Annotated in this window: 16 protein-coding genes; 10 read left to right on the top strand and 6 right to left on the bottom strand. The window is 65.0% G+C overall.

Annotation, left to right across the window (positions count from 1 at the left end; translation table 11 throughout):
* Positions 1-78 precede the first annotated feature (78 nt).
* The 4 genes from B7P44_RS29700 to B7P44_RS29715 all read left to right on the top strand — a co-directional run bounded on the left by B7P44_RS29700 (position 79) and on the right by B7P44_RS29715 (position 3379).
* Positions 79-543 carry a hypothetical protein gene (locus tag B7P44_RS29700; protein ID WP_084910099.1) on the top strand — a complete coding sequence of 155 codons (465 nt, stop codon included), beginning with the start codon at positions 79-81 and terminating at the stop codon, positions 541-543.
* 296 nt (positions 544-839) lie between these two features.
* Complete coding sequence (locus B7P44_RS29705) at positions 840-1628, top strand: DinB family protein (RefSeq protein ID WP_084909427.1); 789 nt, start codon at positions 840-842, stop codon at positions 1626-1628.
* A complete protein-coding gene (locus B7P44_RS29710; protein ID WP_084909428.1) occupies positions 1625-2353 on the top strand; it encodes an alpha/beta fold hydrolase in 729 nt (242 codons plus the stop codon). Before B7P44_RS29705 ends, B7P44_RS29710 begins: the two co-directional genes overlap by 4 nt.
* Positions 2354-2476: 123 nt before the next feature.
* Positions 2477-3379 (top strand): alpha/beta hydrolase, encoded by a 903-nt coding sequence (locus tag B7P44_RS29715; protein WP_084909429.1) that lies wholly within the window; start codon positions 2477-2479, stop codon positions 3377-3379.
* A gap of 160 nt (positions 3380-3539) precedes the next feature.
* Here the strand turns inward: B7P44_RS29715 and B7P44_RS29720 are convergent, their stop codons facing one another.
* Both B7P44_RS29720 and B7P44_RS29725 read right to left on the bottom strand, forming a co-directional pair.
* Positions 3540-3770, bottom strand: coding sequence for a hypothetical protein (locus B7P44_RS29720; RefSeq protein WP_084909430.1), 231 nt, complete (start codon positions 3768-3770; stop codon positions 3540-3542).
* 264 nt (positions 3771-4034) lie between these two features.
* Entirely contained in the window at positions 4035-4940 is a 906-nt protein-coding gene (locus B7P44_RS29725) for a hypothetical protein (RefSeq protein WP_084909431.1), read from the bottom strand.
* 79 nt (positions 4941-5019) lie between these two features.
* Between B7P44_RS29725 and B7P44_RS29730 the strand changes: the two genes are divergently transcribed.
* From B7P44_RS29730 to B7P44_RS29750, 5 genes are all read left to right on the top strand, one after another.
* Positions 5020-5358, top strand: coding sequence for a helix-turn-helix domain-containing protein (locus tag B7P44_RS29730; protein WP_084910100.1), 339 nt, complete (start codon positions 5020-5022; stop codon positions 5356-5358).
* Between the two features lie 319 nt (positions 5359-5677).
* A complete protein-coding gene (locus B7P44_RS29735; protein ID WP_084909432.1) occupies positions 5678-5935 on the top strand; it encodes a hypothetical protein in 258 nt (85 codons plus the stop codon).
* 133 nt (positions 5936-6068) lie between these two features.
* Positions 6069-6707, top strand: a complete 639-nt coding sequence (locus B7P44_RS29740) for a hydrolase (RefSeq protein WP_084909433.1) — start codon at positions 6069-6071, stop codon at positions 6705-6707.
* 107 nt (positions 6708-6814) lie between these two features.
* Positions 6815-7201 (top strand): DoxX family protein, encoded by a 387-nt coding sequence (locus tag B7P44_RS29745; RefSeq protein WP_084909434.1) that lies wholly within the window; start codon positions 6815-6817, stop codon positions 7199-7201.
* 83 nt (positions 7202-7284) lie between these two features.
* Positions 7285-7578, top strand: a complete 294-nt coding sequence (locus tag B7P44_RS29750; protein ID WP_084909435.1) for a putative quinol monooxygenase — start codon at positions 7285-7287, stop codon at positions 7576-7578.
* Positions 7579-7643: 65 nt separating this feature from the next.
* Here the strand turns inward: B7P44_RS29750 and B7P44_RS29755 are convergent, their stop codons facing one another.
* Both B7P44_RS29755 and B7P44_RS29760 read right to left on the bottom strand, forming a co-directional pair.
* Positions 7644-9077: an outer membrane protein assembly factor BamB family protein gene (locus B7P44_RS29755; RefSeq protein ID WP_157721117.1), complete on the bottom strand. Its 1434-nt coding sequence runs from the start codon at positions 9075-9077 to the stop codon at positions 7644-7646.
* Positions 9078-9462: 385 nt separating this feature from the next.
* Positions 9463-10539, bottom strand: coding sequence for a porin (locus tag B7P44_RS29760; RefSeq protein ID WP_084909437.1), 1077 nt, complete (start codon positions 10537-10539; stop codon positions 9463-9465).
* Between B7P44_RS29760 and B7P44_RS36840 the strand changes: the two genes are divergently transcribed.
* On the top strand, positions 10529-11017 hold the full coding sequence (locus B7P44_RS36840) for a hypothetical protein (protein WP_133117949.1): 489 nt from the start codon (positions 10529-10531) through the stop codon (positions 11015-11017). The two genes, B7P44_RS29760 and B7P44_RS36840, sit on opposite strands and share 11 nt — an antisense overlap.
* Here the strand turns inward: B7P44_RS36840 and B7P44_RS29765 are convergent, their stop codons facing one another.
* Entirely contained in the window at positions 11018-12115 is a 1098-nt protein-coding gene (locus tag B7P44_RS29765) for a porin (RefSeq protein WP_084910101.1), read from the bottom strand.
* Positions 12116-12310: 195 nt separating this feature from the next.
* Positions 12311-12553 carry a hypothetical protein gene (locus tag B7P44_RS29770; RefSeq protein ID WP_084909438.1) on the bottom strand — a complete coding sequence of 81 codons (243 nt, stop codon included), beginning with the start codon at positions 12551-12553 and terminating at the stop codon, positions 12311-12313.
* Positions 12554-12580: the final 27 nt, after the last annotated feature.

Genomic DNA, 12580 nt, shown 5'->3' on the forward strand with positions numbered 1-12580 from the left:
GACGAACTCGAAATCATAGGCGATCTTACATATCTGAAAAATACGGGAAGACTCATCACTCACGACTCGGAGGACCACATGACTCACAACTTCGAACGCTTGCGGGAGCATATCCTGCCACTTTCTAAATCGAAAAATTTCGAAGCAGCGCGAACCGAGTGGGTTCTTGAATCTGTCGAAGTTAGTGATGAATTTGATTCTTGCCCGTGCGGTCAAGATATCAAGGAGCACTGCTATATCCGCAATACAGTGACTGGACATCGAACCTATGTCGGTAACGTATGCGTTAACCAGTTCATTGGGATTGATACTGGAAATCTCTTTGACGGCCTACGTCGCATCAAGGAGAATCCATCGGCAAACCCGAACTTGGCAGTGATTGCCTACGCAGAGGCTAGGGGTTTTCTTTTCGACAAAGAACCCGACTTTCTCCGAGCAACAGTTCGAAAGCGGATTCTTTCATCAGCACAGAAGGCCTGGAAGGAAAAAATCAATCTCCGTATTCTGCAAGGAACGGTCGTGAGACGTAGAACGGTTCGGTAATGTAAGTTAGTAAGCCGCGCAACGCCGGACCATCGCGATTGACGCCTTCTGGCCGACAATGGGCAGTCGCCCAACTAATTGCTTGCCAAGTTCCCGATAGCGTTATTTGCGAATCGATCAAATCGGTATCCAATTTCGAGGAGAGCAAACATACCTCCATGTTGAATGGCTCTCGATACCCCCTCGTCACGCCTCCCGCTTCACACGACCGGCTGCGCCGCCCAAGCCGGCAGATTGACACGGCACTCCTCAATAACGTATCGTTTTGCAACGTTACAATCCAGACCCGCCCCGCGATGCACTCCCGCTTCGACCGCTTCCGCACCACCCCTCTCGGCGCACAGCTCGAAGCCCTGATCGCCCAACCCGACCGCTACCTCGAATTCGCCGCCCTTTCCCGCGTCGGCGTCGCCGCGATCGGCGCGATCCAGGACGAAATCGCCCAAAAATTCCCCGAAATCTCGACCGAAACCACCGCACGCCAGTTCTGCGGCGCGATGGTCGCCGACGTGATGCGGCGCCACGGCCACGATGTCGTCCAGGCGCGCGGCCGCCTCGGCGGCGCGTTGTTCAGCTACGGCGCCGTATTCAGCCCGTACCCGCAACAGCTGCCTTTTGCCGACATCGTCAGCGAACTCGCGCGCATGCCCGACACGTTCGCCGCATTCGTCACCCACATACCCACCGCACTGAGAACCCAACGCCCCGACGGCACCGGCTTCTCACTCGTCGAACACGCATGCCACCTGCGCGACCTCGACGCGATATTCGCCGCGCGCATCGACGCAGTGCGCACCGCCGACCTGCCGGTGATCGCATCGGTCGACGGCACCGTGCTCGCCGAACAGCGCGACTACCTGCATCAGGATCTGGGCGAAGCACTTGATGCGTTCCGCACCACGCGGCGCCATCTGTGCGCAACACTCGCGACGCTTTCACCGGCCGAACTGACGCGCTGCGGCCTACGCGACGGCATCCGCCGCATGTCGCTCGATGAGCTCGTGCACGAGTTGCTCGACCACGACCGCACCCATTCCGTCGAACTCGGCGAACTGCTCGCCGAGCTGAACCCGCGCCTCGCATGAGCCTCCACACACCCGTCGTCTTCATCCACGGCTTCATCGGCACGTTCGACATGCCGTCCTGGCCCGGCCCGCACCTCGCGCCGGACCTGCTCGGCTACGGCACGCATCGCGCAGCACCGCCCGACACCATCACGCTCGCTGCACAGGTCGAACATCTGCGGCAAGCAATCAACACCAACTTCGGCGACACACCTGTCGACATCGTCGGCCACTCCGTCGGCGGCGCGATCGCGATGCTGTTCGCGCATGCACATCCCGCGCGCGTGCGCCGGATCGTCAACGTCGAGGGGAATTTCACGCTGGACGACGCGTTCTGGTCAGCATCGGTCGGACGCATGTCGCCCGCCGAAGCCGATGCGATGCTCGACACATTGCGCGCCGACCCGCTCGCCTGGCTGCGCGGCGCCATCGCCGATCCAGCTCCGGAGCTGGCAACCAAGGCCACCCGCTGGCTCGCCCATCAGCCCGCATCGACGCTGCGCGCGATGGGCCGCTCGGTAGTCGCGACGACCGGCGACGCCGCCTACCTGAACGCGCTCGCGCAGGTGTTCGAACGCCACCCGGTCTACCTGATCGCCGGCGAACGTTCGCGCGACGGCTGGCATGTGCCGGACTGGGCGCTGGCGCGCAGCGCCGGCCTCGAGATCATCGGCGGAGGCGGACACATGATGACGACGGAACAGCCCGAAGCCTTCCGCGCATCGGTCGAGCGCTGCCTGGGGTAAAGCGACCGCCCCGCCAACCTGACAACCCGCATGCACCACCGAAATTTGGTTGAAAGGCACCGTTGCTAAAGTGATTCCACATAGGGTTTCCGGCCCTGCCCGGCCATTTGGCGGACACGACGAATGCGACGATCGACGAACATGGCGCGCGCCCTCCAGCTGTTCCTGCTGCTTGCCGTCGCAAGCCCCGTCTGGGCCTTCCAGACGCGCGTGGTCACGATTCCCAGCGCGACGATGCGCCAGTCGTTCGCGGCGACCGTCGTGCTGCCCGACGCCTACACGCACAGTACCCACGCCGACCGCTTCCCCGCCGTCTACGTGCTGCACGGCTCGGGCGGCAACCATACCGACTGGACCGCGAACACGCGGATCGGCGAACTGGCCGACCGCTATCACGTGATTCTCGTGATGCCCGACGGCGGCCACGAAAGCTGGTACATGGACAGCCCGTTCGATTCGGGCAGCCGCTACGAAACCTTCGTCGGCAAGGAAGTCGTGTCATACATCGACACGCATTTCCGCACGATCGCGACGAAGCGGGCCCGCGCAATCACCGGCCTCAGCATGGGCGGCTTCGGCGCGCTGCGCATCGCGCTCGACCGGCCGGACGCGTTCGGCGCGGCCGGCAGCATCAGCGGCGCGGTCGATCCGCGCAAATGCGAGGACGAGCCGGGCATCGATCACGTGTTCGGCGACCCGGGGCGGCATCCGTCGTTCTGGAGCCGCAATGCGATCGTCGAGAGCGCCCGCGCATTCGCGCACGCGCACATGGACCTGACGATCGACTGCGGATCCGACGATTCCCTCGTCGGCGCAAACCGCACGCTGCACGAACGGCTGATCGCGCTCGGCGTGCCGCACGACTATGCGGAGCGGCCCGGCGGCCACACGTGGGACTACTGGGCGAACGCGATCCGCTACCAGGTGCTGTTCTTCGCGTCGTCGTTCCAGCGCAGCGGCTACGCATTCCGCCGGCACACCGACGTCGCAGGCCCCGCGACCACCGCACCATCACACGCCGGCTGACGCACCACCTTCCACATCACGTGCGAGCGCCGCGCTATCGCACGTCAGCGGAAAAATTCAGCGCGCGGCCTTCAGCGCCGCATACGGAAGGACAGGAATGCGTCGATCGTTGCGATCGACGCCATGCAAGCGGGAGACGGGGAATAGGGGAATCGGGGAATCAGTTGCGCTCGCGCGCGTCGTCGCTCACGACCTTGTCGAAGAATTCCTGTGCGCGCGCCAGCTCGTCGAGCGCGCGATCCAGCCGGGACATCGCCATCGCATATTCGACCGACGACGCGTCGTCGTCGGCTTCGCCGCGCACCGCGCGGAACGCCTGATCGACGTTGCGCGTCGCTTCGACGAAGCGTTGTGCGGCCCGGGCTTCTCGCGAACAGATGTGGGTGGACATCGACACTTCTCCCTCAGAATGCTGTGTGAAGCATGCCGACGCTCAGTGTGCGTGGTGCGCATGGCGACGGCATGAACAAAGCCAACTGCCGGTCAACGCATCGGCCGCCGCGCTGCGCGCATCAGCCGATTGTCCCTCTGCGCTCGCCGATCCGCCACGACGAGATTGCAACAATTTCTTGCGTGAAGCGGAACGTCCGCCGCACGCGCTTCAATTGCGCTGCCCCTCTCAAGACTCTGCCACTCTGTTCAACCGCCGAGTGCGTTACGCGCGGCCGACACGCGGATGCGTCAGCCCGCCGAACGGCGCGGATTCGCCCGGCGACAAATCGAACAGATCGCGCGTGAAGCCGCGCGCATCCTCCGTAGCCGGACGACTGCGCAGGCGCGTGGCATGCGCCGGCGCGACATACGCCGACGCCGTTTCGATCAGCGGCACGTCGAACAGGTCGCGCGTGACCCCACGCACGTCGTCCGTCGACGAGCGGCCGCGCAAGCGCGTGACCAGCTCGACGAAACGGTCGAAATCGCCGTCGCGCGTCGCCTTGTTCACCGCCGCGAGATCGCGCGCCTTCAGCACGCTCGGCTGCGTGAGGCGCACGAAATACGGCGCCTCGAGCTCGACCGACAGCGCGATCGGATAGCTTTTGCCGCCCTGCTCCGCGGGCCGGCCAAGAGAGTCGACGACGACCGCGCCTTGCGCGGCGCCGAGCGCCCTGCCAGTGCTCACGCTGCGCAGCTGTTCCGGATACACGCGCAGGCGCGTGCCGATCGTTAGCGCGGTGGACGACGCACACACGAGCGCGTAGTGATGCTCGCGCGGCCGGCCGGACGGCAGCTTCGCGCGGCTCGTGATGAACGTGTGCGGCGGCAGCGGCCGCACCTGGCCGCTCGCATCGACCCACGCATTCCACAACAGCACGTTGCCCCGCCCACGCTCAGCCGCGCGCGTACGCGCCGCGACCGGCGAGAACAGCGCGAGCAGCGAGCCCGTGCGATGCGCGGCGACCTGCGCGCTGTTGCCGAGCGGCTGGTTGATCCCCCACAAAAACCGCCCGCCTCCCAGCCGGCGCTCCCATTCCTTGCGGAGCACCACGGTGGCCAGTTCTTCGCCGGGCTCGGCGCCGATCTTGGTCCAGCAAAACGTACGAGGGAGGTGTTTCAGTGTCATCAACTTTCTCAGGGCGCAGCCGCTTGCCAGTTTCAGCAAGTCATTCAACAACCGTAACTGTATAGGTATAATGCATGACATGGAAGCCCCTGACGATGATTTTCCCATTGATGACCTGTTGCGCCGCTTGTCGGCGGATACCCGCTCATCCAGCGAAATAGCGCGGCTTTCCGGGGTCAGCCAGCCGACCGTGTCGCGCCTTCGGCAGTCGAACGGCCGGCGCCTGCGTCGCAGCACCCCATTCAATAAGCTATGCACTTTCTATGGCGTCGACGTGCATCCGTCGCAGCGCCGCTATAACGAATTGCTGCGCGACGCGATCGTAGACGCGTGGGACGGCTCCGACGAGCACGGGCGCGCGTTGCTGGTCGTGATCAAGGGTTTGAAGGATTTGCAGGCCAAGGCCGACGACGGCTGACGGTGCGGGAAGGCGCGCGGCGATCGGCCAGCGCGCGACATGCAGCATGAATAGCGCGGGCGACGGCGAACGGGATTCGTCGCCGCCCGCGTGTCGTTTCGGCGCATGCAAAACGCCGGCCACGGCGAGCAGATTGCGCACATCGCCTGCCGATCCTGCCTCTTTGCCAGCTGTCTGTTGGCGCGGCTCTTCGAAATAATCGCTGCACGGTTCGTGCGGCCCAATTCCGCGCGATCCCCACCATCCCCAACTGACAACAGACAACGGCCGCAACGGGCAGGCAAGCGCCGCCCGTGCGCAGGCCACGGAAGGAGACGACATGCCGCAAAGCGCACCGCTCTTTCCGTATTGCAACGCCGTCGCGATGGCGTTCCTCGTCGTCGTGATTGCGCTGATGGCAGCGTATCCGGACACGCGCATCGCGGTGGTCGTCGGGCCGATCTGGATCGCAATGGTCACGGGCATCTACTTCGCGACGAAGGCCCGCCGGTCCCCCGCCGCGCGTACGCGCCGTTCGCTGAGCGAGAACACAGAGTTCTGTCCCTGCCGGCTACGCAGCGCGCGGGCATTCGCCTAATCTGACTGGGCTCGCCGGCGGCCTCGCATGCATCGGGCCGCCGGCAACGGCATTCGTATCGGGCCTCTCCCGATTGCGGCGCGCCGCAATCGGGCGTCCCATTTCCACCCGTTACCCCCACCAGGAGAGAGCCATGGCAAGCGAACCGATTCGCGACCCCGCAAACGACCATCTGCTCACGCCGCAGAATTCCGCGTTCATCGTCATCGACTACCAGCCGGTTCAGGTGAATTCGATCGCGTCGATGGATCGCCAACTGCTGATCAACAACATCGTCGGCGCGTCGAAGGCCGCGATCGCGTACAAGCTGCCGATCGTGCACTCGACCGTGAACGTGAAGACGGGCCTGAACAAGCCGCCGATTCCGCAGCTGCGCGCGGTGCTCGGCGACCATCCGACCTACGACCGCACGTCGATCAACTCGTGGGAAGACGTCGAGTTCCGCAAGGCCGTCGAGGCGACCGGCCGCAAGAAACTGATCATGACCGCGCTCTGGACGGAAGCGTGCCTGACGTTCCCGGCGCTCGACGCGCTGAAGGCCGGCTACGAGGTGTACGTGGTGGCCGACGCGGTCGGCGGCACGTCGGTCGCCGCGCACGAAGCCGCGCTGCGCCGCATCGAGCAAGCCGGCGGCCAGCTGATCAGCGTCGCGCAGCTGTTCTGCGAACTGCAACGCGACTGGGCGCGCAGCGACACCGTGCCCGCGTTCATCAACCTGTTCATCGAGACGGGCGGCACGGCCGGCATCCAGTTCTCGTACGACAAGAGCTGACGCGTGCCGCGCGCCGCGCATCCGATGCGCGGCGTTCGCCCGAGGTCCGGCGCCGCGACGCGCCGGACCTCCCGTCGAGATCGCGTCCTCTCCAGTCAAGACACATCATGAACGACTACCTCCTGTTCGCAGGGCGCCTGTTCATCGCATTGATGTTTGTGCTGAGCGGCATCAACAAGCTGTTGTTTTTCAAGCACGGCCTCGAGGAAGTCGAGGCCAGGAACCTGCCGCTGCCGAAGCTCGCGCTGGCGAGCACGATCGCGGTTCAACTCGCGTGCGGCGGGGCCATCATGGCCGGATTCCATACGACCATCGCGTCGCTCCTGCTGGCCGCCTTCACGTTGGCGACGGCCGTCGTGTTTTACGACTTCTGGAATCAGCAGGGCAATCAGCGCACGTTGATGCTGACCGGCTTTCTCGAGCACATCAGCATCATCGGCGGGTTCACGCTCCTGATCGCGGCCGGTCCGGGGCGGCTGGCCATTCACCTGTAAGCGCCTGGCGGGGTCGCCATCCATCCGGCGCTTTCGACCCATCCGAATCGCATCCGAACACGCGCTCACCACCGGAGCAGAGCATGAAAGATCTCCATATCGTCGCCGTCCTGTACGCGAAGCCAGGGCAGGAGGCGCAGTTGCGCAAGGACCTGACTGCCTTGGCCGCGCCATCGCAAAACGAGGAGGGAAACCTGCGATATGAGGTGCATGTCGACAACCAGGACCCGCGCCGGTTCGTGTTCGTCGAGCATTGGGCAGATGCGGCGTTGCGGGCGAAACATCACACGCAAGGCGAACACATTCTGCGCTTTCACGCGGGCGGCGCGCAGAATATCGAGCGGGCCGAAGTCTTCGAGCTGTCCCGTATCGCCTGACAAACGGCTGAATCCCGCTTGACACGGGATTCAGCCGTTGCGAGCCGGGCCTTCAACCGTCCGGCTCACTGCTTCGTGATGGCAAACGCATAGAGCTTGTGGTTGTCGCCGGCATAAGGCAGCCCGAGCACCTTCGTGTGATAGCCGCTCCCCCAGTACACCGTGCCGTCGACGATCGCCGCGCCGGACACGACCGCGCCGCCGCTCTCGAAGCTCCACTTGATTTCGCCGGTCGCCGCATCGAGCGCATACATGTTCGCGCCGCTGCCGGCGAGCGAACCGGCATAGACCAGGCCGTTCGCCGCGGACATCGCGACGGTGTCCATCATCTGCTGCGGATCGGCCGTGCGCCACAACACCTTGCCCGTCGCCGCGTCGACCGCCGCCCAGATCCCGCCCGTGGTGGTCGTCGTGCCCTTCGGCGAATCGACGGGAATCGGCTCGTGCTTGAGGTTGCCGATCGACACGTAGACCCGCTTGCCGTCGGCGGCCGTTCCCCACAGCATGCCGCCGAGCAGGCTGCCGGGGCCGACCTGCGTATGCCAGACGACCTTGCCCGTCTTTGGCTCGAGCGCCCAATAGACGCCACTCTTCTGGCCGGCGCCGAGCAGGGTCCGCTCATGCCCGCCGATCGTCGTCTTGAACAGGTTGGGACCTGACCCAAAGTCGTAATCCGGACCATCTTCGTGGTCGTAGTTCGTCGACATGTCGGCAGGCAGCGTGCGGGTGGCCCACGCGATCTTGCCGGTCTTCAGGTTGAGCGCGACGAAGCTGTCGATGTGATTGGCCGCCGCCGTCGGCTTGCATTTCTTTTGCGTCGGATACCGGCAGACGCCGGCCGGAACGGTGAAGTTGTTGCCGGTGGTGACATACAGGAGCCCGGTCTCGCGATCGACAACCGGCGTATTGCCCCAGACCGAGCCGCCCGTATAGCCCACGGGCACCATGTACGTCTTCCAGAGCAGCTTGCCCGACGTCGCGTCGAGCGCCGCGACGCTGCCCCGGTACTTGGGAACGTCCTTGAGCGCTTCGGCCCGCGACGATACGCCTACGTAGACCACGCCATCGTCGATGACGGGCGAACTGGTGATGATGGCGGTCGGTTCGGTCTCGACCTGCGTGCGCCACAGCGGCGCCCCGTCCGCGGCCTTGATGCCCAGCACGTAGGCGCCGGTCGGATTGACGGCGATCTGCGTGCCCTGTCCGATCACCAGCGTGCCGTTCCAATACGCCGGGCTGGTGCGCGACGCGTCGTTCGGAATCCCGGTATAGTCGCTGACCTTCTTGTGCCACTTCACCTGCCCGTTCGCGGCATCGACGGCCCACAACGTGCCGCCGAAGTCGGGAACGTAGACGACCCCGTCGACCACCGTCGGCGTGGCGGCGACATTGCCGTCCGTGTCGAGCGTCCAGCGCGGCGCCAGCTTCGCGACGCTGTCCACCCCGATCGCGCGCTCGCCCGGCGCGCTGCGGGTGTTATGGACGTTCTGCCCCGCCATCGGCCAATCCCCTGCGCTTTGTGCTGCAGCATGGCCGGCGGCCACGACACCTCCCGCCAGCGCCACCGCGACGAGAATCCGCCGGCGCGGCGACGACGGCCGACAAGCGCTTTGTCTGCTGAACTCGTTTAGCATTTCCCCCTCCATGAGACGGTTGATTGCCTGGCCGGCGCCCGGCCGGCCTCCCGAAGAACAAACCCCGCCTGGCCGATTTTTCGATGGACAGCGGATGCCCCGCATCCACCCTTCACGGCGTCCACGGCGAGTTCGATGCAGAGACGAATTTCGGTAAAAGCATAGGGAGCGCCCTGTCCAATTACAAGGATCGCGAAACGATGCGCCGCGACGACGAATGCGACGCCTCTGCGCGGATCGATCGTGCTGCCTAGAAGCGGTCGATCATGCCGAACTGCACGCCGCGCACCGGCGCGCCGGGGTACGTCGGCGGCAGGCCCGTCACATTGACGCCGCGCAGCGTGAACGTCGCCTGGTTGCGATTGCGCAGCCAGCCCGCACTTGCGTAGAGCTGCAGCGTCTTCGAGAGGCTGTACTCGCACATCGCGCTGAACTGATCGGCATTGTTGCGCGCCGATGAGCGGTCGCGCACATATGCATAGCCGAGCGACGCATCGACATTCGCCATGAACGCATAGCGCAGCGAGACGGCGATGCCGTCGTCGCGATAGGCCGGCTTGCCGCCGCCCGATCCATTGAACCAGTCCGCGAACAACGTTGCCTTGCCAACGTCATACGATATGCCGCCGAGGTTCGCGCGCAGCGCGCCGCTGCCGTGCGTCTGCTGGTGCGCGTAGGCGATCCGGAACGGCCCGTACCGGTACGACACCGTCTCGAAGTTGCCGGCGAGCCCGTTGCCGTCCTTGTCGTCCGGCGCGCGCAGCGCCATCATCACGGTCGCATCGAATCCCGCGAGCGTCGGCGACAGATACGTCATCGCATTGCTCACGTACGGCGTGATCTTCGACAGGTTGTTCAGCCCGGACGCGATCGTGCCCGCGCCGAACGCGTCGATCGATCCTTTGAACGGAATATAGATCGGCGAATATTGCCGCCCCACCCGCACTTCGCCCCACGGGCCGCCCATGCCGATCCACGCCTGGCGGCTGAACAGCGTGCCCGCCGTCGACAACGTGCCGTCGGCCGTGCTGAAACCGCTCTCGAGCGCGAACAGGATGCTCGTGCCGCCGCCGATCGGCTCACGGCCCCGCAGGCCGACCCGCGATCCGCGATAGGCGCCGGAATCCATCCGCGGCACCCACCCGCCGCCCGGATTCGTGACCTCGATACTGGTGTCGAGCAGACCGTACAGCGTCACCGAACCCTGCGCCCACGCGCATGGCGCCGCAACGAGCAAGGCGCCCAGCACGCCATACGCGCGCACCGGCGATGCCCTGCCCGCTCGGGCATCGCCACGCCACCGACCGTGCCGCCCGTTGCCGATCATCGATGATCTTTTCCGTGATGTGCCTGGTGATTTACCGTGCCGCGCAGTAGGTGAAACCCTCCCTATCCCGCGTCATCTGTGGCTTGCCGCCGGGCGGATTCGAGGTCGGCGTCGAGCCGGGCGGGGTTCGGGCATCGGGGATGCGGTCATCGCGGGGTTCAGGGATTCGACGGCGGCGTCGATCCGGCCGTGCGAGGTCGCGATCGATTGCGCGCGCACCCGTTGCGCTCGGGTTTCCGGCGGCACAGCAGCAGCGCATCTATTGCTCATCGGTCTCTCCGACGATCGTTGTCGTGTCTTCCCGGCGCTTCGCGGGCAGGATGACGAGATTCCAGCCCCCAACGTCGCGCAGTATATCGACCGCGAACCACCGCCAATATCGGGTCATTCCCGCTTCCGGCATCGCATCGTGCGCCACGATGCGTTCACGATGTCTTTCGCCGGGAATGGAACGCCGTTCTCCGTCTCGCGGAGCTGATCAGAAAATCGTATGAATGCCGACGCGGGCAATCGCCTGGTTCGCGCCGGAGGATGCGCCGTCCGGGTCCATCACGCCGTTGATCTGCGCGTGCGCGCCGCTGCTTGCGCGCTGCCACACGCCGCTTGCGTACACCATCGTCCGCTTCGACAGCGAATACTGGAGTGTCGCGGTGACCTGATGCGCGTGATTGTCGTCGAGCACCGCGTTGCCCTTCATGTACATGTAGTCGGCGCCGATCCGGATCGGGCCGGTCAATTGCCAGACGCCGCCGAACTCGCTCATCCATGCCGCGCCGCCGTTGGCGGCGTTGCGCACCGTCGTGAAAAGCGCGCTCACCTTCACCTGGCCGAGCTGGTAGTGCGCGCCCGCGCCCCAGTTGCGCACGCTCGTCGCAACCGAACCCGGCTGCGCGCCATACTTCTGGTTGGTATATGCCGCGGCCGCGCCAAACGGCCCGGCCTCGTAGTCGAGACTCACGCTCACCGTGTTGCCGGCGCCGATGGACCCCGGGACGCCGCCGAACGCATAAAGCGCACCCGCCTTCAATCCGCCGACGACGGGGCTCACGTACTTGACGGAATTCGCGACGCGCTGGCTGCCCGCCATCCGGTCCCAGTCGAACGCGCCGGTCGGATTGCCGGGCAGTGCAAGCTTCTGGAACGGCCCGTTGCGCAGGTTGTAAAGCCCGCCGACATCCCCGGCGGCGTCGATGCCGCTGAAGAACAGCGTGTCGGCCATGAACTCGTACTGGTTGCCGAGCGTCAACGTGCCGAACCGGTCGTTCTGCATGCCGACGTAGGCAGTGCGCGCAAAGAGCCCGTTGCCGATGATCGCCCCGTTGCCGAACGCGAACTGGTTCACCAGCTGGAAAATCACCCGCGTTCCGCCGCCGATGTCCTCGCTGCCGCGCAAGCCGACCATGCTTGGCGTATAGATGCCGTCGTCGAATTTCGCGCTTCCATGCCCGCCTTCGTTGCTGACGTAGCTCACGCCTGCGTCGAGCAGACCGAACAACGTGACGCTGCTTTGCGCGTGCGCGCCGGGCGCGCATAGCGACGCCAGTGCGGCAACCGCACAACTCTGCCAAATGTTCATGCGTATCCTGTCGGCGTGACGAATCGTTTGACCGGGATCGTCGCTTTCCTGCGAGGGATCGATCTGCCGGTCCTGATCCCACGCTGCTGCGCGGAACTTGTCGCGCACGGTGTCACAGGACGAATCCTGTCGGCCGCGCCACTTCCGGATTTTCCTTGAGAATTGATTAGCGATACAAACAAATCGACACGCGTATCAGTCGATATTGTGACTCGCCCGCCGTTCGTCCGGTGAGAACACAATGTTCGACGCGCGCGGGCTACGCAATCCGTCGCTGATCGCATAAGCTGACAAATCGGGCCGCCGACCATCGGGATCCCGTTCCACTTCCTGCGCTGTCGTGGCGGCTTCATGAGCCTGATCGCGGCCGGCCCCGGTCGCCTCGTCCTTCATCCCTGAATCACGCGCCGCCGCGACCACGCATCGCGCGACGTCCATCCCCCGACGCCGTGCGATTGCGGCGTT

The sequence above is a fragment of the Burkholderia ubonensis subsp. mesacidophila genome, assembly GCF_002097715.1.
Classification (GTDB): domain Bacteria; phylum Pseudomonadota; class Gammaproteobacteria; order Burkholderiales; family Burkholderiaceae; genus Burkholderia; species Burkholderia mesacidophila.

Bases quoted from the DNA above. Each gene is read 5' to 3' on its own strand.
- B7P44_RS29705 (WP_084909427.1), top strand. From the start codon at position 840: ATGCACTCCCGCTTCGACCGCTTCCGCACCACCCCTCTCGGCGCACAG.
- B7P44_RS29765 (WP_084910101.1), bottom strand. From the start codon at position 12,115: ATGAACATTTGGCAGAGTTGTGCGGTTGCCGCACTGGCGTCGCTATGC.
- B7P44_RS29760 (WP_084909437.1), bottom strand. From the start codon at position 10,539: ATGATCGGCAACGGGCGGCACGGTCGGTGGCGTGGCGATGCCCGAGCG.
- B7P44_RS29770 (WP_084909438.1), bottom strand. From the start codon at position 12,553: ATGGACGTCGCGCGATGCGTGGTCGCGGCGGCGCGTGATTCAGGGATG.
- B7P44_RS29720 (WP_084909430.1), bottom strand. From the start codon at position 3,770: ATGTCCACCCACATCTGTTCGCGAGAAGCCCGGGCCGCACAACGCTTC.
- B7P44_RS29750 (WP_084909435.1), top strand. From the start codon at position 7,285: ATGAAAGATCTCCATATCGTCGCCGTCCTGTACGCGAAGCCAGGGCAG.
- B7P44_RS29715 (WP_084909429.1), top strand. From the start codon at position 2,477: ATGCGACGATCGACGAACATGGCGCGCGCCCTCCAGCTGTTCCTGCTG.
- B7P44_RS29725 (WP_084909431.1), bottom strand. From the start codon at position 4,940: ATGACACTGAAACACCTCCCTCGTACGTTTTGCTGGACCAAGATCGGC.
- B7P44_RS29745 (WP_084909434.1), top strand. From the start codon at position 6,815: ATGAACGACTACCTCCTGTTCGCAGGGCGCCTGTTCATCGCATTGATG.
- B7P44_RS29755 (WP_157721117.1), bottom strand. From the start codon at position 9,077: ATGGCGGGGCAGAACGTCCATAACACCCGCAGCGCGCCGGGCGAGCGC.
- B7P44_RS29740 (WP_084909433.1), top strand. From the start codon at position 6,069: ATGGCAAGCGAACCGATTCGCGACCCCGCAAACGACCATCTGCTCACG.
- B7P44_RS29700 (WP_084910099.1), top strand. From the start codon at position 79: ATGACTCACAACTTCGAACGCTTGCGGGAGCATATCCTGCCACTTTCT.
- B7P44_RS29710 (WP_084909428.1), top strand. From the start codon at position 1,625: ATGAGCCTCCACACACCCGTCGTCTTCATCCACGGCTTCATCGGCACG.
- B7P44_RS29730 (WP_084910100.1), top strand. From the start codon at position 5,020: ATGGAAGCCCCTGACGATGATTTTCCCATTGATGACCTGTTGCGCCGC.
- B7P44_RS29735 (WP_084909432.1), top strand. From the start codon at position 5,678: ATGCCGCAAAGCGCACCGCTCTTTCCGTATTGCAACGCCGTCGCGATG.